The 20,945-nt window shown below is 74.3% G+C and carries 13 protein-coding genes and 1 pseudogene; 3 read left to right on the top strand and 11 right to left on the bottom strand.

Annotation, left to right across the window (positions count from 1 at the left end; genetic code table 11):
- Positions 1-8: 8 nt before the first annotated feature.
- The 6 genes and pseudogenes from FF36_RS15385 to FF36_RS15365 all read right to left on the bottom strand — a co-directional run bounded on the left by FF36_RS15385 (position 9) and on the right by FF36_RS15365 (position 5,711).
- Positions 9-1,916, bottom strand: a complete 1,908-nt coding sequence (locus FF36_RS15385; protein ID WP_082121940.1) for a fatty acyl-AMP ligase — start codon at positions 1,914-1,916, stop codon at positions 9-11.
- Positions 1,913-3,259 carry a cytochrome P450 gene (locus tag FF36_RS15380; protein ID WP_044885823.1) on the bottom strand — a complete coding sequence of 449 codons (1,347 nt, stop codon included), beginning with the start codon at positions 3,257-3,259 and terminating at the stop codon, positions 1,913-1,915. The genes FF36_RS15385 and FF36_RS15380 overlap by 4 nt, the downstream gene beginning before the upstream one ends.
- An 80-nt stretch (positions 3,260-3,339) precedes the next feature.
- Positions 3,340-4,093: pseudogene (locus FF36_RS15375) on the bottom strand (class I SAM-dependent methyltransferase); the annotation flags it as partial.
- A 1-nt stretch (position 4,094) separates the two neighbouring features.
- Positions 4,095-4,266, bottom strand: a 172-nt coding sequence (locus tag FF36_RS38055) for a class I SAM-dependent methyltransferase (protein WP_242422536.1), incomplete at its 3' end; no start/stop codon positions are given.
- Positions 4,263-4,616 carry an acyl carrier protein gene (locus FF36_RS15370; protein WP_242418938.1) on the bottom strand — a complete coding sequence of 118 codons (354 nt, stop codon included), beginning with the start codon at positions 4,614-4,616 and terminating at the stop codon, positions 4,263-4,265. The genes FF36_RS15370 and FF36_RS38055, both read right to left, overlap by 4 nt.
- A 39-nt stretch (positions 4,617-4,655) precedes the next feature.
- Positions 4,656-5,711, bottom strand: coding sequence for an acyl-CoA desaturase (locus FF36_RS15365; protein WP_199865402.1), 1,056 nt, complete (start codon positions 5,709-5,711; stop codon positions 4,656-4,658).
- Positions 5,712-6,000: 289 nt separating this feature from the next.
- Here FF36_RS15365 and FF36_RS15360 point away from each other — a divergent pair, with 289 nt between their 5' ends.
- Positions 6,001-7,176 carry a glycerophosphodiester phosphodiesterase gene (locus FF36_RS15360; RefSeq protein WP_044885761.1) on the top strand — a complete coding sequence of 392 codons (1,176 nt, stop codon included), beginning with the start codon at positions 6,001-6,003 and terminating at the stop codon, positions 7,174-7,176.
- 99 nt (positions 7,177-7,275) lie between these two features.
- Here FF36_RS15360 and FF36_RS15355 read toward each other — a convergent pair whose 3' ends face one another.
- Positions 7,276-13,434: a type I polyketide synthase gene (locus tag FF36_RS15355; protein WP_044885760.1), complete on the bottom strand. Its 6,159-nt coding sequence runs from the start codon at positions 13,432-13,434 to the stop codon at positions 7,276-7,278.
- Between the two features lie 866 nt (positions 13,435-14,300).
- Here FF36_RS15355 and FF36_RS15350 point away from each other — a divergent pair.
- Positions 14,301-14,687, top strand: a complete 387-nt coding sequence (locus FF36_RS15350; RefSeq protein WP_044885759.1) for a RidA family protein — start codon at positions 14,301-14,303, stop codon at positions 14,685-14,687.
- Between the two features lie 49 nt (positions 14,688-14,736).
- On the opposite strand, the gene FF36_RS15345 is transcribed toward FF36_RS15350, so the two are convergent.
- From FF36_RS15345 to FF36_RS15330, 4 genes are all read right to left on the bottom strand, one after another.
- Positions 14,737-15,906, bottom strand: a complete 1,170-nt coding sequence (locus FF36_RS15345; RefSeq protein WP_044885758.1) for an MFS transporter — start codon at positions 15,904-15,906, stop codon at positions 14,737-14,739.
- On the bottom strand, positions 15,903-16,436 hold the full coding sequence (locus FF36_RS15340; RefSeq protein ID WP_052681141.1) for an RrF2 family transcriptional regulator: 534 nt from the start codon (positions 16,434-16,436) through the stop codon (positions 15,903-15,905). Before FF36_RS15340 ends, FF36_RS15345 begins: the two co-directional genes overlap by 4 nt.
- 210 nt (positions 16,437-16,646) lie before the next feature.
- Positions 16,647-17,375 (bottom strand): class I SAM-dependent methyltransferase, encoded by a 729-nt coding sequence (locus FF36_RS15335; RefSeq protein ID WP_044885757.1) that lies wholly within the window; start codon positions 17,373-17,375, stop codon positions 16,647-16,649.
- A 450-nt stretch (positions 17,376-17,825) separates the two neighbouring features.
- Positions 17,826-18,914, bottom strand: coding sequence for an LLM class flavin-dependent oxidoreductase (locus FF36_RS15330; RefSeq protein WP_082121937.1), 1,089 nt, complete (start codon positions 18,912-18,914; stop codon positions 17,826-17,828).
- 336 nt (positions 18,915-19,250) lie between these two features.
- On the opposite strand from FF36_RS15330, the gene FF36_RS15325 reads away from it, so the two are divergent.
- Positions 19,251-20,945 (top strand): chorismate-binding protein (locus tag FF36_RS15325; protein ID WP_199865401.1); only part of this gene is annotated, 1,695 nt, incomplete at its 3' end.

Here is a 20,945-nt window from a genome sequence, read left to right as displayed (position 1 = left end):
GGGCCGTCTCAGCCGGCCGGGGACGAGGGCGGCGCGGCGAGCGTCGACGCCGCCCACGGTGCGAAGTCGCCCGCCAGGTAACGCCGGCGGGCGGCGGCTCGCATGATCTTGCCACTGCTGGTCTTCGGTAGCGCTCCGGGGCGGACCAGCACCAGATCCGCCAGCGTGAGGTCGTGTTCGCGCACCACTGCGGCGCGGATCGACGCGGCGACATCCGCGGGGTCGGCGGCCGGACCAGGTTCGCCGCGCACTTCCTGGATGATGACGGGGCGTTCCCCGCCGGCGCCGGGTACCGCGAAGGCGGCGCACCCGCCGGGCCGCAGCGCGGGATGCGCCGCCACCGCGGTCTGTTCGAGGTCCTGCGGGTAGTGGTTGCGGCCGCGGAGGACGAGCATGTCCTTGCGTCGGCCCACGACGTACAGCTCCCCGTCGACGATCAGGCCGAGGTCGCCGGTGCGCAGATAGGACCGGCCGGGCGCGTCGGCGCAGCGGGCCTGGAAGGTGGCGGCGGTGGCCTGCGGGCGCTGCCAGTAGCCGGCCGCCACGTGGTCGCCGGCCACCCAGATCTCCCCGATCCGGTCGGGCGGAGCGCCGCGCCCGGTCTCCGGATCGACGATCCGCACCTCGGCGGCGGCCCACGGCCCGAGCGCGGCGGCGCCCGTGTCCTGGGCGGCCGAGGGGACGAGGCCGGAGCCGACGAGGGTACGGCCGCGGTCAGGCGGGGCTGGGGCGTAGCGGCCCTCGCCGAGGCCGTCGATGTCGGCGTCGAGGGTGCGGGGGCCGCGGCCCTTGCGGCTTCCGGTGACCAGCAACGTCGCCTCGGCCAGGCCATAGCAGGGGTAGAGCGCCCGCGGGTCGAAGCCGGCCGGGGCGAAGGCGTCGGCGAAGCGGCGCAGCGTGTCGGCGCGGATTGGTTCGGCGCCGTTGAACGCGACCCGCCAGCAGCTCAGGTCCAGGTCGGACACGCCGCCGCGGGCCGCCGCGGCCGCACAGACGTCGAAGGCGAAGTTCGGGCCGCCGCTGGTGTGGGCGCGATAGCGGGAGATCGTCGCGAGCCACAGCAGCGGGCGGCGGATGAACGCCCCCGGGTCCAGCAGGACACCGGTCGCGCCAAGGTACAGCGGTTGCAGCACGTTGCCGATGAGGCCCTGGTCGTGGAACAGCGGCGCCCAGCCGACGAACGTCGAGTGCCGGTCATGGCCGAAGGCGTGCCGGATCATCTCCTGGTTCGCGGCCAGGTTGCGATGGGTGACCATCACTCCCTTGGGGTCGGCCGTGGACCCGGAGGTGTACTGGAGGAACGCGACCGCGTCCGGTTCGCCGGACCACACCGCCATCCCGTCGGCCGCCAACCCGTCGGCCGGCGCAGCGACTGCCGGCGGGGTGGCGCCGGCCGACTCCGGGGACGGCTCGGGGTCGATCTCGTCCACCGCGATCCAGGCCAGCGGCCCGCCGACCGCCTCCAGCGGCGCCCGGACCATGTCGATCATAGAGCCGGTCGACAGGACGGCAGTCGGCGCACAGTCCCGCACGATCGCGCGGGTGGCGTTCTGGACCGCGCCGCGCCGGGGCGGGTTGACCGGCACCGCGATGACGTGGGCGTACAGGCAGCCGAAGTAGGCGACGATGAACTCCAGGCCCTGCGGGAAGACCAGCAGGGCCCGCTCCCCCGGCCCGCAGCGGCGGCCCAGCCGGTCGGCGGTGGCCAGCGCCCGGGTGTACAGCTCCCGGTAGGTCAACGTCGCCTGCTCGTCGCCATGCTCGTCGAGCAGGACGAACGCCCGCGCGTGCGGATCGCCGACGGCGCGTCGGCGCAGCACGCCCGGCAGCAGCACGTCCGGCGACACCGCGTCCGGCGGCGCCGCGCCGGCCACGTCGTGCCCGGTTCGCGTCCCCGCCGCGGGCCCGCCCGTCACCAGGCCCCCGCCAGCACGACGGGCAGGCTGGTCAGGCCGCGGACGATGAGGCTGTGCTCCTGTCGGGAAAGGCCCCGCCCACCGGGGTCATCGCGCAGGTCCACCGCGGGCGCGAGGCGTTCGGCGCGGCCGGTGAGGCAGCCGAGGACGACCTCGGCCTGCGCCCTGGCGAGCAGACCGCCGAGGCAGCCGTGCATCCCGTGGCCGAAGGCGAGATGGGCCCGCTCCGGCCGGGTGATGTCGAAGCTGTCCGGCCGGTCGAACACCGCCGGGTCCCGGTTGGCCGCGCCGAGGCAGAGCAGCACCTGCTCACCGGCGCGGATCGGGGTACCGCCGAGGTCGACGTCGCGGGTGGCGAGACGTTTGGTCAGTTGCAGTGGGCTGTCGTAGCGCAGCGCCTCCTCGACGGCGGCGCCGACCAGCTCCGGCCGCCGGTGCAGCAGCGCCGCGGTGTCGGGATGGTGCAGCAACGCGAGCAGCCCGTTGCCGATGAGCGCCGTCGTCGTCTCGACGCCCGCGACGAAGCACATGATGCACAGGAAGCCGAGTTCCTCATCACTGAGCCGGTCCCCGCCACCGGTGCGCGCGGCGAGAAGCCGGCTGACCAGGTCGTCGCCAGGCTGAGCGCGGCGGGCGGCGATGACGCCGGCCAGGGCGCCGGCGAAGGTCGCGACGACCTCGCCGACGCGGGCGACCTCGGCGGGCGCCATCAGGCCGGGCTCAAGCAGGAACCGGATGTCGTGCGTCCACCGGCCGACCTCGGCCCGCACGTCGCCCGGCAGCGCCATCCAGTCGCTCAGGACGGCGACGGGCAGCGGCGCGGCGAGGTCGGTGACCGCGTCCAGGCCGCCGCCCGCGGACAGCGACCGGTCGACCAGCCCCCGGGCGATCGCGGCGATCCGGGGCCGCAGCCGGGAGACCTCGGCGGCGGTGAACACCCGGTTGACCAGGGCGCGCAGCCGGGCATGCTGGGGGTTGTCGGTGAAGACGAGCGACGTGTGCGCCAGCCGGACCATCCGCGCCGCGTTGCCGGACCTGTCCGTGCTGTCGGACCTGTCCGTGCTGTCGGCAGAACCGGAGTCGGGGGTGTCGCCGCCGGCGGCGCGGCTGACCAGCCGCGGGATCAGGCCGGCGCTGAAGGTGCGGTCGTGCAGCACGGCGCGCACGTCGGCGTGGCGGGTCAGCACCCACATGCCCATCGTCCGCAGGACCGGCGACGTCCGGCGCAGCTCCCGGTAGACCGGGTAGGGGTCGGCGCGGAACGCGGCGCTGAACGGGTTGAACCGCGGCGCCGCCGACACCGCCGTCCCAGCCGACACCGCCGTCCCAGCCGACGAGGCCATCCCGGCCGACGAGGACATCCCGGCCGACGAGGACATCCCAGCCGACGAGGCCATCCCAGCCGACGAGGCCGAGCGGTGCGTCATCGGGCCGGACCGCCGGGGCCGTCGACGCCGGTGGCGCGGTAGGGGACGAGCACCAGGCGCAGCAGGCAGATCCTGCGCATCCGGAAGCCGACCGCGGACAGCCGCAGGTAACGCTCGTAGCGGGCGACGACCTCCGGCCCGACGAGCGCCACCGCCTCGTCGCGGCGGGCCCGCAGCCGGCGGGCCCACTCCTCGCAGGTGCGGGCGTAGTCGAACCGGCCGTTGTGCAGCGCCCGGACCTCGAAGATCCCCTCGGCGGCGGCGGTGATCTCGGCGAGGGTGGGCAGGTCGGCGTCGGGGAAGATCTCCCGTTGGATGAACCCGTTGGCCTGTTCGCGGCGCATGTTCGCGTAGGCGATCGTCTGCAGGGACAGCACGCCGTCCGGTGTCAGCCAGCGGTGGCAGCGGGTGAAGAACTCGCGGTAGAGGCGGATCTTCTCGGCCGGCGGATCCGCCGGCGTGGCGAAGTGCTCGAACGCGCCGATCGAGATGATGCCGTCGAAGCGGCCTTCCGGGGTGTAGTCCAGCCAGTTCTCGAGGCGTACCTCGACGCCGGGATGGGCCTGCGCGCGGATGTGGGCCGCCTGGCGTTCGCTGAGCGTGAGGCCGACCGACCGCGGCACCCCGTGGCGCACCGCCAGCCGGGCCAGCACCGACCCCCAGCCACAGCCGACGTCGAGCACCGCCCGGGCCCGGTCGGCCCCCACCGCGTCGAGGTGGAAGCGCAGCTTGCGTTCCTGGGCGGCCGCCNGGGCGTCCCCGCCGACGCCGAGAGTCTCCCCGGGGACCGGTTCCCACATCGCACAGGAGTAGGTCAGCGAGCTGTCCAGCCAGAGGCGGTAGAACTCGTCGCCGACGTCGTAGTGATAGCGGACGGCCGCCGCCGCCCCCGCCGTCCGGTCGGCGTCGACGGGCGCCGTCACCGCTGGGCCAGGTCCGGCGCGCCCTGGTCGTACAGGTAGGCCGCGAGCGCGTTGAGCGTCGGGTTCTCGAACAGCGCCTCGGGGGCGACGTCGACGCCGTAGTGGTCCTCGACCGCGATCAGCAGCGAGACCGCGACGGCCGAATCGACGCCGAGCCGGTCGAAATCCGCGTCGAGGTCGATCTCGGACACCGGCTGCTCCAGGATGTCCGCGACATGGTCCCGGCACCACTGCGCGATGCTCGCCCGAGCGGCAGCGTCATCCGGAGCGGCGGCGTCATCCGGAGTGGCGGCGTCATCCCGAGTGGCGGCGTCATCCCGAGTGGTGAGGTTCTCCCGGCTGTCCGGCACCTGTCTTCTCCTCCGTGCGTCAGGTCTGGGGAATCCGGGTCAGGCAGCGGGGTCGAGCCCGACAGCCTCGCGGCGCCCGGTCCGCTGGGCCGCCCTGCGCTGCCCGGACGGCAGCCGGAGGTCCCGGGCGAGCCCGAAGGCCGCCATGATCCGGATCAGCCAGTAACCGGGGTCGAACCGGTACCAGGTGAGCCCGAACGACGGCGAGTCGGGAAAGGCGTGATGGTTGTTGTGCCAGGATTCCCCGAAGGTCAGCAGGGCGAAGATCCCGCCGTTGCGGCTGTTCTCCCGGGACTCGTACGGCCGGGTACCGAACATGTGCAGAAACGAGTTGATCGCCCAGATGGTGTGTTCCAGTACGAACATGCGCACGAGGCCGCCCCAGAGCAGGCCGCTGACCGCGCCCTCCCAGCTCCGGTAGGCCAGGCCGCCGACGAGGGCGGGCAGCAGCAGCCCCAGCACGACCCACAGGTGATAACGGCGGGCGACGCGCATCAGCGACCGGTTGCGGATCAGGTCCGGGGCATAGTGCGCGACGTTGGGGTATTCGTGCCGGCGCATCCACAGAAAGTGCGAGTGCACCAGGCCGCGCAGCCGCCCCGGCAGCCCGGCGCCGGCGAGGTTCGGTGAATGCGGATCGCCCTCGCGATCGCTGCACTCGTGGTGCCGGCGGTGCAGCGCGACCCAGGACACGACGCCGCCCTGCCCTGCCATGGAGCCGCAGATCGCAAGGACCGCCGCCGCCGACGGCGCGGCCTTGAAGGTGCGATGGGTGAACAACCGGTGATATCCGACGCTGATGCCCAGGCCGGTCACCAGCCAGAGCACGAACAGCAACGCGATTTCGGTGACGCCGAGCGGATGCACCCACAGAAAGGCGACGGCGGCCCCGGTGCCGGCGATCGGGAGCACGTCGAACAACAGAAAGTGACGGCGCTGGAGGCGGTGCAGAAAGGGATTGCTGACCGTCTTGCGGCGCGGCTCCGACACCACGGCGACCCGGCCCCCGACGGCACCGACGCCCCCGACGGCACCGTCGGCACCGGCGGGACGGGCAGCACCGGCGGGGCAGGCAGCAGGATCGACGCTCGCCATGCGCGGTCTCCCTCCCGGTCACGTCGCTGTTCGACGCATCCACACCGGAGCATTTGCTCCAGGACGGGCCCAACGCTAACCACGACGGCGCCGGGCCCACCGTCGCCATTGGTTTATCCAATCGCCGGACCCGCCTTTCCCGTCGGCGTCCCGCGGGGATGTTCACCGACTCGACGGCTGGGCGACCCCCGCGGGCAAGGCCCGATCCTCCGTGCCGAAATCTGTCCTCGCTTCGCTGGGTGAGCGCCGCCAGGGGCGAGGGTCGCCACCCGGGCACGCTGGAGGATCCGTGGACCGCCGCCGCGTGCTTGCGGGGATCGTCGCCACACCACTCGCCGCCGCCCCGCTCGCCGCCTCGGTGGCGGCGGCCGGGCCCGCGCTGGCCGCCGCTGCGCCCACCGCCGGCGGCGAGCGCCGCCGCTCGACGCTGGTCATCGGTCACCGCGGCGCCTCCGGCTACCGCCCCGAGCACACCCTGGCCTCCTACGAGCTGGCCGCACGGTTGGGTGCGGACTTCGTGGAGCCCGACCTGGTGCCCACGAAGGACGGCGTCCTCGTCTGCCGGCACGAACCGGAGATCGGCGGGACGACGAACGTCGCCGACCACCCCGAGTTCGCCGGCCGGAAGAAGACGGCGTCGCTCGACGGCGTCGCGACCACCGGCTGGTTCACCGAGGACTTCACCCTGGCCGAGCTGAAGACGCTACGCGCCAAGGAGCGGCTGCCCGAGGTGCGCCAGGAGAACACCCTCTACGACGGACTGTTCGAGGTCCCCACGTTCACCGAGGTCCTCGACCTGCGGGCCCGGTTGTCGAAGGAACTCGGCCGCGAGATCGGCGTCTACCCGGAGACCAAGCACCCGACCTACTTCGCCAAGGCCGGGCTGCCCCTGGAGCAGCGCCTCGTCGACACGCTGAACCGCTATGGCCTGAACCGGCGCGACGCGGCGGTGTTCGTCCAGTCCTTCGAGACGACGAACCTCGCCCAGCTGCGCAAGCTGGGGCTGCGCACCTCGGTGGTGCAGCTGCTGTCGGCCGAGGGGGCGCCGTTCGACCTCGTCGCCGCCGGGGACAAGCGGACCTACGCCGACCTCGTGACGCCGGCCGGCCTGCGCGCCATCGCCGCTTACGCCAACGCCATCGGCCCCGACAAGCTTCAGGTCATCCCCAAGGCCGCCGACGGGACGCTGGGGCGGCCGACCTCGCTGGTCGCCGACGCGCATGCCGCCGGGCTCGTCCTGCACCCCTACACCTTCCGCGCGGAGAACACGTTCCTGCCGGCGGACTACCGCCGCGGCACCTCGGCGAACGACTTCGGCCGGGCCATCGACGAGCAGGTCGCCTACCTCAAGGCCGGCATCGACGGGCTGTTCACCGATCAGGCCGACATCGGCGTCCTCGCCCGGGCGGTCGCCGCCGGCCAGTCGATCGCCGCCACCCAGCCGAGCCCGCGCTCGGCGACCTGAGAGCCGCCGCTCAGCGGTGCGGCGCGGGGACAGGGCCGTCCCCGCGCCGCACCGCACGGCGGACCAGCCGCCGCCGCGTGGTGCGGGGCCGCCGCCCGGCTATCTCACCCCTTCCAGCCGCTCCAGCCAGCGGTGCAGGTCCCGGGCGGTCGACGCGGCGTGCTCGTTCATCATCGACTGGTGGTCGCCGGCCACGTCGAAGGAGTCGTGGTCCATCGACCAGTCGGTCGTCCACGCCTGGCCGTGCCCGGTGACGTCCTCGGCGACGGTGCGCCGGGGCATCCGCTCGGCCGCGCGCAGGAGCATGACCGGGGCGGCGACGCCGCGCGGCCGCCAGTTCTCGAACAGGTCGAGGTAGGCACCCTGCGCGGTGATCTGCGCCTCGGTCATCAGCGCGAACGCCTGGTCGTTGACGGCGATGCCGCGCAGCTCCTCGTGGATGTCCTCCTCCGGGATGCGGTCGGTGGGCAGCCACGTGTCGAGCAGTGCCACCGCCGCGGGGCGCACCCCCCGCTCCTCCAGAGCGGAGGCGATCGCGTGCGCCAACCAGCCGCCGGAGGAGTACCCGGCGAGGACGACGGGCGTGATGGGGAAGGCACGCGCGACGGTGTCGGCGTGCATCTCGACGACGAGCTCGGCGTTCGCCGGCAGCAGCTCGCCGTCGCCGAACCCCGGGTGCGGCAACGCGAAGACGTCGCGCAGGCCGTGCAGGTGCAGGGCGATCCGGGCGAAGTTGTGCGGCCCGGACGGGGCCACCATCGACGGCAGGCACACCAGCGCGACGGGTGCCGGGCCGGTGGCCAGGCGCACCGGCCGCGCGGGCGGGCCGAAGGCGGCGGCCGTGTCGAACACCGGGCGCAGCCGGGCGGCGGCGCGCAGCACGCCGACGCCGGCGGCGAACTTGCCCTGCGCGCAGGCCTGCCGGTACAGCCCGCGAACCCCGACCTCGGCCGCGCCACCCGTCGTGGCCGTGCCCGACGCTGCTGCGGTGGCGCCCGGGGTGGCGCCCGAGGCGGCGTCGGCCGGGTGGGGGGCGGCGGTCACCTGGGCGGCGAGGGTGTCGAGGTGGGCGGCGAGCTCGGTGACCGTCGGATGCTCGAACACGACCTGGGTGGCCAGAGTCAGGCCGGACGCCGCGGCCAGTCGGCGGCTGAGTTCGACGGAGGCGAGTGAGTCGAAGCCGAGTTCGAGGAAGCGGCGGGTCGGGTCGAGCTCCTCGGGAGTGTCGTAGCCGAGGATGGCCGCGGCCTCGGCCTGGACCAGTTCGGCCAGCGCCCGGGCGCGCCGCGGTGGCCGCAGGCCGAGGACGGTCGGAACAGCCTGGCCGACCCGCGCCGACAGTGCCGGCTCCCCGGGTGGTCCCGCGGGCGGGGCCGCGACGGGCAGTTCCTCGAAGAAACGGCTGGGCCGGGCCGCGGTGATGGACGGCAGGAACGTCTCCCAGGCGACGTCGACGACGGTCATCGCCGTCTCGCCCGCGGCGACGGCCCGGGTGAGCGCGGTGACGGCCGGTTCGGCAGGCAGCGGACGCAGGCCACGGCGGGTCAGGTAGTCGCGCAGCGCCGGTTCGGCGCCGAGGCCGGCGTCGGCCCACGGGCCGAAGGCCACCGCGGTGGCCGGCCGGCCCTCGGCGCGGCGGCGGGCGGCGAGGGCGTCGAGGTAGGCGTTGCCGGCGCTGTAGGCGGCCTGGTTGCCGCTGCCCCAGACCCCCGAGATCGACGAGAACAGCACGAACGCCGCCACCTTCGCCCCGTCCGGGCCGTCGAGCAGACGGTCGAGCGCGCCGGCGCCGGCGACCTTCCCGGCGACGACGTCCGCGAACTCGGCCAGTGTCAGCCGTACCAGCGGCATCGTCGGGCCGGCGGTGCCGGCGGCGTGCACGACGGCGGTGACCGGTTCGCCTGCGTCGGCCAGCTGGCGCAGCAGCGCGGCGAGCCGGTCGGAGTCGGCGACGTCGCAGGCGTCGATCGTGGCATGGGTGCCCAGCGCGGCAAGCTCGTCGAGCAGCGCCCGGGCGCCGGGGCTGTCAGGTCCGCGCCGGCTGGCCAGCACGACGCGGCGGGCGCCGTCGCGGGCCAGGCGGCGGGCGGTCTGCGCGCCGAGGGCGCCGGTGCCGCCGGTGATCAGTACGGTTCCGTCGGGTCGCCAGGCACCCGCCCGCGCCTCGGTCCGCGCCGACGCGGGATTCGTCTCGGCGATGCCCTCGGGGGGGCCCTCGGGGAGGCGCAGCAGACGGGGCACCCGCAGGCCCTGCGGGCGGGGGGCAAACTGATCCTCGCCGCCGGGGGCGGTCAGTGCGGTGCCGAACCACAGCAGCGTCTGGTCGTCGAGGCTGGTGGGCAGGTCGATGAGGCCACCCCAGACCCGCGGCGTCTCCAGCGCCAGCGAGCGGCCGAGACCCCAGATCATCGCCTGCTCCGGCTGAGTGACCGGATCCTCCACGCCCGTCGTGACCGCCCCGCGGGTGACGGCCCACAGCGGCGCGCCCACCCGCAGATCGCCCAGCGCCTGGACGACGGTGACGGTGAGGGCGAGCCCGGTGGTCAGGTGCGGATGGTCCTGGTGGGGGGTGCCGTCGAGGGCAAGCAGGGAGACGATGCCGCCGACCCCGTCGCCGACCGGCGCGCTGGCGGCAGGCGGCTGTGCGCCGCCGAACCCCGCCTCGACCAGCCGTGCGGCGATCGCGCCCCGGTCGGCGCGGGCGAGCGGCACCACCAGCGGCGTGCCGCCGAGACGCTCGATCATCCAGGTGACGCGGGCGAGCAGATCCTCGTCCACCCCGGTCGGCGGGACAAGCACGGGCCAGCGGCCGTCCAACGGCGCGATGGCGCTGGCCTGCGCGGCGATCGCCGCGGTGACGTCCGCGTCGGCCAGCGGCTGCCAGCCGGTGCGGTAACGCCAGGTGCCGGGATCGCTGGCCTCGTCCGCCGCCCCGGCCTGCGCCCCACCCGCCGACACGGCGGCGCCGGACTGGGCGGGGACGGACTGGGCGGGGACGGACTGGGCGGCGGCGAGCGGCGAGCTGGCCGGGGCGGCGTCGGCCTGGCGGGGGGCGGGGATGACGGCAGCGGTGCCCGCGAGCCAGTAGCGCCGGCGCTGGAACGGGTAGGTGGGCAGGTCGACGACGGTGCCGGCGCGGCCGATGACGGCCCGCCAGTCCACGTCGACACCACGGGTGTCGAGGCCGGCGAGGGCGGTGAGCAGGGTGGCGGCCTCCGGGCGTCCGGCGCGGGTCGACGCGACCGCGATCGGCGCCGCGGCGTCCGCCGGCAGGCAGCCGGGCAGCAACGCGGTGAGCACCGCGTCGGGGCCGAGCTCGCAGAACGCGGTGGCGCCCTCGGCGTGCAGGCGGCGGGCGGCGTCGAGGAAGCGCACCGCGCCGCGCGCGTGTCGGGCCCAGTAGTCGGGGGTGCACAGCTCCGCGCCGGCCGGCTCGCCGGTGAGGGTGGACACGATCGGGATCGCCGGCCGGTGGTGGGTGACCTGCTCGGCGACGGCCCGGAACTCGGCGAGCATGCCCGCCATGTGCGGGGAGTGGAAGGCGTGGCTGACGGTGAGCCGCCTCGTCGCATGGCCGCGGGCCGCCCAGGCCGCGGCGATCCACTCGGCGACGGCGGCGTCCCCGGCGATCACCGTCGCCTCGGGACCGTTGACGGCGGCGATCTCCACCCGCCCCTCGTACCCGGTCAGCGACGCGGCGACCTCGTCGGCGCCCGCCCGGATCGCGATCATCGCGCCGCCGGGAGGGCAGGACTGCATGAGCCGGCCGCGGGCGGCGACCAGCGCCACCGCGTCGTCCAGCGACCACACGCCGGCGACGTGCGCGGCGGTCAGCTCGCCGATGGAATGGCCGGCGAGCAGCGCCGGGGTCACCCCCCAGGAGGTGATCAGCCGATAGAGCGCCGCGCCGAAGGCGAACAGCGCCGGCTGGGTGTACTCGGTGCGGTGCAGCAGGGCCGCCTCGGACGTGCCGGGGGCCGCGAACATCACCTCCTGCAGCGGCCGGGCGAGATGGTCGGCGAATCGTTCGCAGATCTCGTCGAGGCCGTCGGCGAAGGCGGGGAAGGCGTCGTAGAGGTCCCGGCCCATCCCGTTACGCTGGCTGCCCTGCCCGGTGAACAGCAGCGCGGTGCGGCTCGGCGCGGCCGAAGCGACCGCGCCGAGGACGACCCCGGCCGCCGGTCGGCCCGCGGCGAACGCGGACAGGGTGCCCGCGAGGCGCCGGATGCCGTCGCCGCCCCGGCGCCGGCCGGCCAGCGCCACGGCCCGGTGCTCGAAGCGGGTCCGGCCGGCGAGGGTGTGGGCGACGTCGACCGGATCGAGATCCGGGTGGCGTTCCAGGTACGCGGCGAGCTGCTCGGCCTGGGCGCGCAGCGCCGCCGGCGTCCGGCCGGACAACACGATCGGCACCGGCGCGCCGGCCTGTGCCCCGTCCTGCGCCGTCGGCGCGACAGGCGACGGGGCAGCGGCAGGCGGCAGGATGGTGCCGGGGTGGTCGGCGGTGCCGCTGCGCGGCGCGGGTGGGCGCGGCTCGGCCGGGGCCTCCTCGATGATGATGTGGGCGTTGGTGCCGCTCACCCCGAACGCCGACACGCCGGCCCGGCGCGGGCGGCCCTCGCGGCGCCGCCAGGCGACGTTGTCGGTGAGCAGCTCGACGTCGCCGGCCGACCAGTCGACGTGCGGCGACGGTTCGCGCACGTGCAGGGTGCGCGGCAGCACCTCGTGCCGCAGCGCCTGGACCATCTTGATGACGCCGCAGACCCCGGCCGCGGCCTGGGCGTGACCGATGTTGGACTTCAGCGAGCCCAGGTACAGCGGCCGACCGGCCGGCCGGTCCTGGCCGTAGGTCGCGAGGACGGCCTGGGCCTCGATCGGATCGCCGAGCGTGGTGCCGGTGCCGTGCGCCTCGACCGCGTCGACGTCGGCGGTCCGCAGGCCGGCGTTGGCCAGCGCCTGGCGGATGAGCCGCTGCTGGGACAGGCCGTTGGGGGCCGTCATCCCGTTGCTGGCGCCGTCGGAGTTGATCGCGGTAGCGCGCAGCACCGCGTGCACCCGGTGGCCGCGGCGGCGGGCGTCGGAGAGCCGTTCCAGCAGCAGCACGCCCGCGCCGTCCGCCCAGCCGGTGCCGTCGGCGTCGGCGGAGAACGCCTTGCACCGCCCGTCCGGCGCCAGCCCGCGCTTGCGGCTGAACTCCACCAGGATCCCCGGCGTCGACATGACCGTCACCCCGCCGACGAGCGCCAGGTCGCACTCCCCCGCGCGCAGCGACTGGCTGGCGAGATGGGTCGCGACCAGCGAGGCGGAGCACTGGGTGTCCACGCACAGCGCCGGCCCCTCCAGGCCGAAGGTGTAGGCGACCCGTCCGGCGATCACCCCGGAGGCGTTGCCGGTGAGGAGTTGCCCCTGCGCGTCCTGCGGCGCGGTGTGCCAGGCGGGCCCGTAGTCCTGCAGCGAGACCCCGGTGAACACGCCGGTGCGGCTGCCGCGCAGGGACCGGGGGTCGATGCCGGCCCGCTCCAGCGCCTCCCAGGAGACCTCCAGCATCAACCGCTGCTGCGGGTCGAGGGCGGCGGCCTCCCGCGGGCCGATCCCGAAGAACGCCGGGTCGAACTGGTCGATGCCGGTCAGGAACCCGCCGTGGCGGGTGTAGGCGGTGCCGGGATGGTCGGGGTCCGGGTCGTAGAGCCCGGCCAGGTCCCAGCCTCGGTCGTCGGGCAGGCCGGCGACGACGTCACGCCCGGCGTGCACCAGCTCCCACAGCGCCTCCGGCGAGTCGACGCCGCCGGCCAGCCGGCAGCCCATGCCGACGATGACGATCGGGTCGTCCGCCGGCCGGTCCCCGCCGCCCGCCGCAGCCCCACCCGCCGCCGGTCCCGCCGTCGGTCCTGCCGTCGGGCTCACGGCGGTGATCTCGTCGCCGATCCCGAGCAGTTCGCGGCGCAGGTGGTCGGCGAGGGCCTGCGGCGTCGGCCGGTCGAAGAACAGGGTGGCGGACAGGCGCAGCCCCGTCTGCTCGGCGAGCGCCGCCCGCAGCCGCTCGGCGATGTGGCGGTAGACCCCGAGGGCGCGCCACGGCGCCCCCCGGTCCACAACGCCAGCGCCCGGGCCGGCCACCGCGGCGATCTGGGCCGCGATCAGGTCTCCCAGCAGCTCGTGCTGGGCGTCCGCCGACCGGCCGGCCAGCCGGGCCCGCCACGCCTCGTACGACTCGCCCGCCGCGCGCGGGGATCGTCCGAGGGTCTGGCGCAAATCGCGCATGCGAACTCCCACCTTGCTCAGGAACAGGGCAACGATCTGTCGGCGACGGTTGCCTGCGCCCGCACGTGGCCAGCGGACAACCGGCGCGCAGGCGCGACGGGCACGGACAAGGTCCGTGCCCGCGCAGAGGCGACGCGCCAGCCGCCGGTGTGCAGCACAGAGATGGAGACTGCGTCCCGGTGGACCCGGGCCAATCCGGTGCGTCCGCGCGGCCACGCGGACGCCGACACGGGCGACCGGCGGGAGGCCGGACCGGGCTGCCGTTCGCCTCCGTTCGAAAGGCGACGACGCGTTGTTCCGGTCGGACGACTCAGGTGCCGGTGCCCGCGAGTTGATCACCTTGAACGCATGGTGGAATCGTGCCTGATGCTGTCGAACTACGACAAATGACCCTGGCGCGATCGGGCCATGCCGGTCTGAGCCGGCCCGCCATCCGCGCAGGTGGCGGCAGGTGGCCGGGCGCGGGATGTCTGCACGCTCACGCCCGACCGCCTGTCGCGGGGGACGCCCAGCACCGCCCCCGCACCCAGGCCGCCGACCTGGCCGCAGGGGCCGCTGGACCCACCGGCCGGCAGCGCCGGGCTTCCCACCGGGGCCGCCGTTGTGTCCAGCCGGGCAGCCCGGTCCGGAGAGGCCTGCCCGAAGGAGCCCTCGACGAGGGCACCTCTGCCGGCCCGATCCGGCCCCCTCCCCCCGTAACGTGCTCCACACCGCGCGGCCGGAATCGGCTCCCCCGCCCGTGACAACCACGACGTCCCCGCACGACCCGACGTCCTCACAGGACACGACGTCCCCACAGGACAAGGCGTCCCCACAGGACAAGGCGTCCCCACAGGACAAGGCGTCCCCGACCAAGGAGCGAGACCATGGGCACCATCACCCACCTCAACCCGCCCGAGCTGCACTCCTCGCCCGCCTACTCGCAGGCGACGGTGGCCGAGGCCGGCCGGACCCTCTACATCGGCGGCCAGAACGGGACCGATCGCGACGGCGTCATCACCGGCGGGATCGCCGAGCAGACCGCCCAGGCGCTGCGCAACGTCCTCACGCTGCTCGCCGCCGCCGGCGCGGGGCCCGAGCACGTCGCCCGGTTGAACGTCTACCTCGCCGCGGACGTCGACCCCGCCGAGGCGTACGCGGCGACCGGCGCGGTGTGGGGCGCCCATCCCACGGCTGTCACGGTCGTGCGGGTCGCCGGCCTCGGCCGCCCGGAGGCCCTGGTCGAGATCGAGGCCACCGCGGCCCTCGGCTGACCACTGCGCGACTCCGCCGGCCGCCGACGCGCCGCAGGCGGGTGAGCCTTCAGGCGGGCGGCCTGGGTGGTGGCGCCGGGCGGGACGGCGCCGAGAGCTGCACGGCGGCGCCGACGAGGGCGATGGCCGCGCAGGCCAGTGGCAGCTCGGTGAAGTGGCCGTCGGCGATCCGCCCGCCGGCCAGCGAACCGACGGTGATCCCCAGGTACATGGCGCTCTGGTTCCAGGCCATCAGCCGCGCCTGGTCGTCCGGATGGCGGGCGATGAGCTCAGCCTGCTTGGCGGGAAAGGCGGTGTAGGCGGCCAGCGCGACCAGCGCGATGGCCAGGCAGCCGAGCGGCACCGCGCCGCGCAGGCTCACGGCGAAGACGACCTCGGCGGCGCCGAGCAGGCCCAACGCCACCCACGTGGTGTGGTGGGCGCCGCGCCGGTCGGCGATCCGCCCGCCGAGGAAGGTCGCCGCGACCGCGCTGAGCCCGTAGGCCACCAGCAGGGCGTTCACCCACGCGGTGGACCAGCGGGACCGATCGTCCAGGCCGGCGGCCAGGTAGGTGTAGAGGCCGTAGACGGCCGCGCCCCAGCAGGCGGTGGGGGCGACCGCCCGGCAGCGGTCAAGCGGGCTCATCGACGACGATCCGCCCGCGCCGGCCGCGCCGCCCGCCGGCCACACGCGCCGACTGGCCGCCATGATGCCCAGCGCCAGCACGGACAGCCCGACGAAGACGGCCCGCCAGCTCGTGTGCCGGGCGAGGAGACTGCCCAACGGGGCGCCAGCCCACAGTGCGGACAGCAGCCCAGAGGTGGCGATCCCGAGCCAGGACGCCCGCCGGTCGCCGGGCGCGCTCAGGCCGACGAGGGTGAACACCGTCGCCGTGGCGCCGGAGACGAACAGGCCCGCGCCGCCCCGGGCCGCCAGCAGCACCCCGAAGTCCGGGGCGAACGCCGTCAGCAGGTTGAACGCGCAGAAGCCGACGAGCGCGAGGGTAAGAACGTTCTGCGGCGACGCCGACGCGGCCCGGCGCCCCCAGGCGGGCGCCGCCAGCACGTAGGCGACGGCGAACACGGTCACGCTCAGGCCGGCGGTGCGCAGCGAGACGTCGAACCGGGCCCGCCACACCGGCAGCAGGGGCGAGACGACGAACAGGTCGGTGCCGATGACGAACAGCGCCAGCCATCCGGTCAGCAGCGCCACCCACCCCGGCGAGGTGCGCGCGTTCACGGTCCGGTCGCTCCGGCATCACCTCCGGACGACCTTCGGCCCCTGTTCTGCGCGGACTGTTCCAGCCAGCGGGCCGTGGCGGCGATCGCCTCCGGTGCCCGGCGGCGGGACTCCGCGACGATGTCCGCCACGGTGGTCGAGGCGAGCTCGCGCCGCCACGCCTGTTCGGCCGCGCCCACCGCCGCCGCGATCGCGCAGGGCATCCGATAGCTCGCCGGCGCCAGCGCCGCAGGCCCGCGCTGGCGGATCTCCGTGCACAGAAACACGGGCCCCTGGCCCTCGATCGCCTCCACCACGTCGAGCAGCCGGATCTGGTCGGGTGGGCGACCAAGCCGGTATCCCCCACGCGGGCCAAGCACCGACAGAACGATCCCGGCCCTCGACAGCGCCTGCAGATGCTTGGCCAGGTAGGCCGGGTTACCGGCGTGCAACTCGGCGAGCTGCTGCACCGTCAGCGCCACGCCGCCAGGAGCCTCCGCGAGCGCGTGACAGCAGTGCAGCGCCCACTCGACTCCCTGGGTAATCCGCATATCCCGGATAGTACATAACCGGAATACTGCATGGCGCCGACCTCCGGCGTAGCCCCGACGCGGGGATGCACGAGGGGGTGGTCGACCACACAACCTGATGCCGCGCCCGGGACGGCAGCCGGCCGACCTGAGCCACCTCACCCCGCCCTGCGCACCGCCGGACGTCGGGTCTGTCGGTCCGCCGGTATGCGGTGACGGACACTGGCCGTTTCAGGCCGCGCGTTCGGCGACGAACACGAACTCACGCCCCGGGCGGTCCGGTGCCTCCCGCACGTCGAGGACTCGGTAGCCGTGGGCGACCAGGCTCGACTCGACCTCGCCCCGGCTGCGGAACCGCAGGGTCGAGTCCGAGGTGACGACCACGCCGTCGGTCAGGAAGCGGTAGGTGTATCGGAAGGAGACGAACGGAAGGCTGACGTCGGTGACCTCCAGACGTCGTTCCACCAGGCCGATGTCCGCAATGTCAAGCGTGACCGGATCGACGTCCACCACCCATTCCTCCCAGACGTGACGTTCGGGGCGCCTGGTCTCGAAGACGAGATGGCCGTGGGGGCGAAGGGCGGTGTGGATGCCCTGCAGGGCCCGGCTCCAGTCGTCGTCGGTAAGAAAGACCTGGGCCACGTTCCCGGTCATCGTCGCCAGGTCCGCGTCGAGCGCCGGCAGTGCCGCGGCATCGCCCTGGATCCAGCGGACCCTGCCCGCCCGGTCCTTCGACCTCGCGATCCTGAGCGACTCCTCGGCCGGGTCGACGCCCACGACCGTACAGCCGCTTCCCGCGAGCAGGACCGCCAGGGAACCGGTGCCGCACCCGACATCGAGCACAAGACTCGCGGTCAACTCGGCGGCGGTCGCGAGGTAGGCGGCCAGGTCGTCGCGGTCTCCATCGAAGGAGTCGTAGACACGCGCAAGGAGAGGGTGGGCAAAGATCGGATCTGGCATCCAGGGACCATACCCACCGTCAAGCACCCCGGCGGAGGGCATTCGACTACTTGCCCCTATCCACTCAAACCGATATTCGGCTCCGCCTACGCCAGCGGGATGGCACGAATACGAGCGGCTGTCCCCGGGAGAAGCGGCCAGATGAGCGCGGGCTCGTTGTCTTCCCCCGATCCCGATTCCCCCGATCCCGACAGAAGGCGATCCTGCAGCGGTCCGGCGGCGATGCACATGCGTAGGACGGGGCGTTGACCGGAAATAGTCGCCGGGGCCGCGGAGTGACCGACACGGACCCCTTGCGACCATGGCGGACGCACACGGCCGCGCCCCATTCCGATGATCACGGTCATGCGGATTCCGCGGAACCGCGCCACTCCCCGACGTCCGCCCGGCCCCGCTTCCGGCTTCGGTCCCGCGATCGCTCCGAGCGGTGCTGCGAAGGTGGGGGCGGTGTCAGGCCGGCGACGCGGCCGGGGCGGCGGGGTCGATGGCCGGCGAGGCCTCCCACAGCGTGTCGGGGTAGGCGCGGCGCAGCTCGGGGGCGATGTCGGCGGCGAACCATTCGAGCTGTTCGCGCTGCCAGGCGAGCGGCAGGGAGTCGACGCCGATGCCGGTGAGCTGCTGACCGTACAGCTCGGTGAACCGGTGGATCTTGTCGAGGACCTGCTGCGGGCTGCCGACGAGGGCCGAGCCCTGCTCGATGAACTCCTCCAGCTCCCAGAACGGCGAGTTGTTGTGCTTGGCGGCGGGGGTGGCGCGCTGGGCGTTCCAGAACGGCCGGTACGCCTCGAGGGCCTCCTGCGAGGTCTTGCGGATGAGCAGGGCCGGGAAGCCGCTGCCGACCAGGGGCTCGCCCGGGTGACCATGCTCGGCCCAGCGCTGGCGGTAGTGGTCGATGAGGTCCTTGTACTGGGCCACCTTGAAGAACCCGTTGGCCGAGTACAGCGGGTCGCCGTGCTTCGCGGCCAGCTCCGTCGAATGCCGGCTCGTCGCGCTGCCGTGCCAGACCCGGATCGTCGGCTGGTAGGGGCGCGGCTGCGTCGTCAGGTCGACCAGCGGCTCCCGGTAGCGCCCGGACCAGGTCACGTTCTCCTCCGACCACAGCCGGCGCAGCAGCTCGTACTTCTCGGCGAGCACGTCCCACTGCTCGGCCGGGTCGAGCCCGAAGGTCGCGTAGTGGGGCGCGTGGTTGCCCTTCGCGATGACGAGGTCGAGCCGGCCGCCGCTGATGTGGTCGAGCAGCGCGTACTCCTCGGCCACCCGGACGGGGTCGTGAATGCTCAGCACGGTGACCCCGGTGAGCAGGCGGACCCGGCTGGTGCGGGCGGCGACCGCGGTCAGCAGCACCGCCGGCGACGAGCACAGGAACGGTGCGCCGTGCCGCTCGCCGATCTGGTAGGCGTCGTAGCCGAGCTGCTCGACCAGGGCCGCCTGGTCCAGGATGCTGGCGAGCTTGTCGTGTTGACTCATCGTCACGCCCGTGTGCGGGTCCGGAGCATTGATGATCAGCGAAAGCACGACGAACTTCACGGCCGTCAGCATACCGATCGGTCAGGTTGGTTTTCGCCCGAACGCCACATCCACGCTGCGGGAACGCTGCCCGGGCGAGTGGCGGACGTCGGCCTGCCGCGAAGCCGGCGGGCCCGCGAGGCAACCGGGGACCACGGACGCACGCTCACCGCGACCGGCCGTGCGCTAGAGTGACCGCATGCCTGCGCGCCGGAGTCTCTGGTGGGCCGCCACATCGGCGGTCCACACCCAGCGCGCGTAATCCACACGCACGCGGCCGCCCACCCCGGCGGCCGCCATCGTCACCTCGGCACGGCGAGGGACGGCCGTCGACCCCGGCGGCCCGCCCGACCCCACGAGGAAAAAATCATGGATCTGCTCCGTTCCCTGCTCGACACCGCCACCGCCACCGCCGGCGGCGAACCCGGCCCGTTCGCGCTGCTGCGCCGCGAGGGCGCCGATCATCTCGACGTGCTGCGCGGCGAACTCGACGTCGTCGACCGGCTCGCCGACCTCCCCCTGCCCACCGCAGGTCCCGCCGGGCCGCGCACGCTCGCCCTCGTGCCCTACCGCCAGCTCACCGAACGCGGCCTGACCTGCATCGACGACGCGATGCCGCTGGAATGCCTGCGCGTCGACGAACACGTTCGAGTCCCGCTCAAGACGGCCCTCGCCGCGTTGCCCGACCGTGCCGTCACCGCCACCGGCGGGCACTTCGACCTCAGCGACGAGCGGTACGCCGAGACCGTCTCCACGGTGCTGCGGGAGGAGATCGGCCGCGGCGAGGGCGCGAACTTCGTCATCCACCGCGTCTACACCGCCAGCCTCGACACCCCGCCGCTGGTCGCCGGGCTCGCCGCGCTACGCCGGCTGCTGCTCGGCGAGCGCGGCGCCTACTGGACGTTCCTCGTCCACACCGGGACCCGGACGCTGGTCGGGGCCACACCGGAGCGGCATGTCAGCGTCGACGACGGGCTCATCATGATGAACCCGATCAGCGGCACCCACCGACTGCCCGCCACCGGCCCGGACCCCGCGGCGCTACTGCGGTTCCTCGCCGATCCCAAGGAGATCGACGAGCTGTACATGGTGCTCGACGAGGAACTGAAGATGATGGCCCGGGTCGCCGACCGCGGCGGCGAGGTCATCGGTCCGCAGCTCAAGCAGATGGCCCACCTCGTGCACACCGAGTATCTGCTCGCCGGCCGCGGTGACGCCGACGTGCGCGACGTGCTGCGCGAGACGATGTTCGCCCCGACCGTCACCGGCAGCCCGCTGGACAACGCCCTGCGGGTCATCGCCCGCCACGAACGCCGGGGACGGCGCTACTACGGCGGGGTGTGCGCCCTGCTCGGACGCGACGAGGCCGGCCGCCAGACGCTCGACGCCCCGATCCTCATCCGCACCGCCGAGATCACCCCCGACGGTCGGCTGCGGGTGCCCGTCGGAGCGACGCTGGTCCGCCACTCCACCGCCGCCGGCGAGGTCGCCGAGACCTACACCAAGGCCGCCGGCGTACTCGCCGCCCTCGGCCTGCACCCGCCGGCCGGCCCCCTGCCCACCAGCCCCCTCCCCACCGGCACCTCCACCGCCGGCACCCTCCCCACCGGCACCTCCACCGCCGAGGGCGACGCCACCAGCGGCGAGTCCGCCGAGCGCGACGACGAGCCCCGGGCCGACCGTGCTCCCGACTCGCGGCGAGGCCTCGGCCTGCCCGCGCCGGGCCGTCCGCACGTACCGCTTGCGGCAGATCCGCGGATAGCGGGGGCGCTCGCCGCCCGCAACACGCACCTCGCCCCCTTCTGGCTCCGGCGGCGCGAGCCGGAGGCGGCCGCGGTGCCCGCGCTGACCGGCCGCAGCGCCCTGATCGTCGACGCCGAGGACAGTTTCACCGGCATGCTCGCCCACCTGCTGCGCGAGCTCGGCCTCGCGGTCACCCTCCGGCCGTGGCAGCAGGCGGCAGGGCAGCAGACTCTGCTGCTTAATTCGGCTGGGTGTCGTGGGTGCGGCATGATCTCCTCTGCGGTCCGGGTCGCCTCCCGGGCCGGGGGAGGTGGGGGACAT

The organism is Frankia torreyi, assembly GCF_000948395.1.
GTDB classification, from domain to species: Bacteria; Actinomycetota; Actinomycetes; order Frankiales; family Frankiaceae; genus Frankia; species Frankia torreyi.
Note: the sequence above shows the minus strand (reverse complement) of the source record. Positions and strands in the feature narration are given on the sequence as shown.

Bases quoted from the DNA above. Each gene is read 5' to 3' on its own strand.
- FF36_RS15380 (WP_044885823.1), bottom strand. From the start codon at position 3,259: ATGGCCTCGTCGGCTGGGACGGCGGTGTCGGCTGGGACGGCGGTGTCG.
- FF36_RS15335 (WP_044885757.1), bottom strand. From the start codon at position 17,375: ATGCCAGATCCGATCTTTGCCCACCCTCTCCTTGCGCGTGTCTACGAC.
- FF36_RS15350 (WP_044885759.1), top strand. From the start codon at position 14,301: ATGGGCACCATCACCCACCTCAACCCGCCCGAGCTGCACTCCTCGCCC.
- FF36_RS15355 (WP_044885760.1), bottom strand. From the start codon at position 13,434: ATGCGCGATTTGCGCCAGACCCTCGGACGATCCCCGCGCGCGGCGGGC.
- FF36_RS15330 (WP_082121937.1), bottom strand. From the start codon at position 18,914: ATGCTGACGGCCGTGAAGTTCGTCGTGCTTTCGCTGATCATCAATGCT.
- FF36_RS15365 (WP_199865402.1), bottom strand. From the start codon at position 5,711: ATGGCGAGCGTCGATCCTGCTGCCTGCCCCGCCGGTGCTGCCCGTCCC.
- FF36_RS15340 (WP_052681141.1), bottom strand. From the start codon at position 16,436: ATGCGGATTACCCAGGGAGTCGAGTGGGCGCTGCACTGCTGTCACGCG.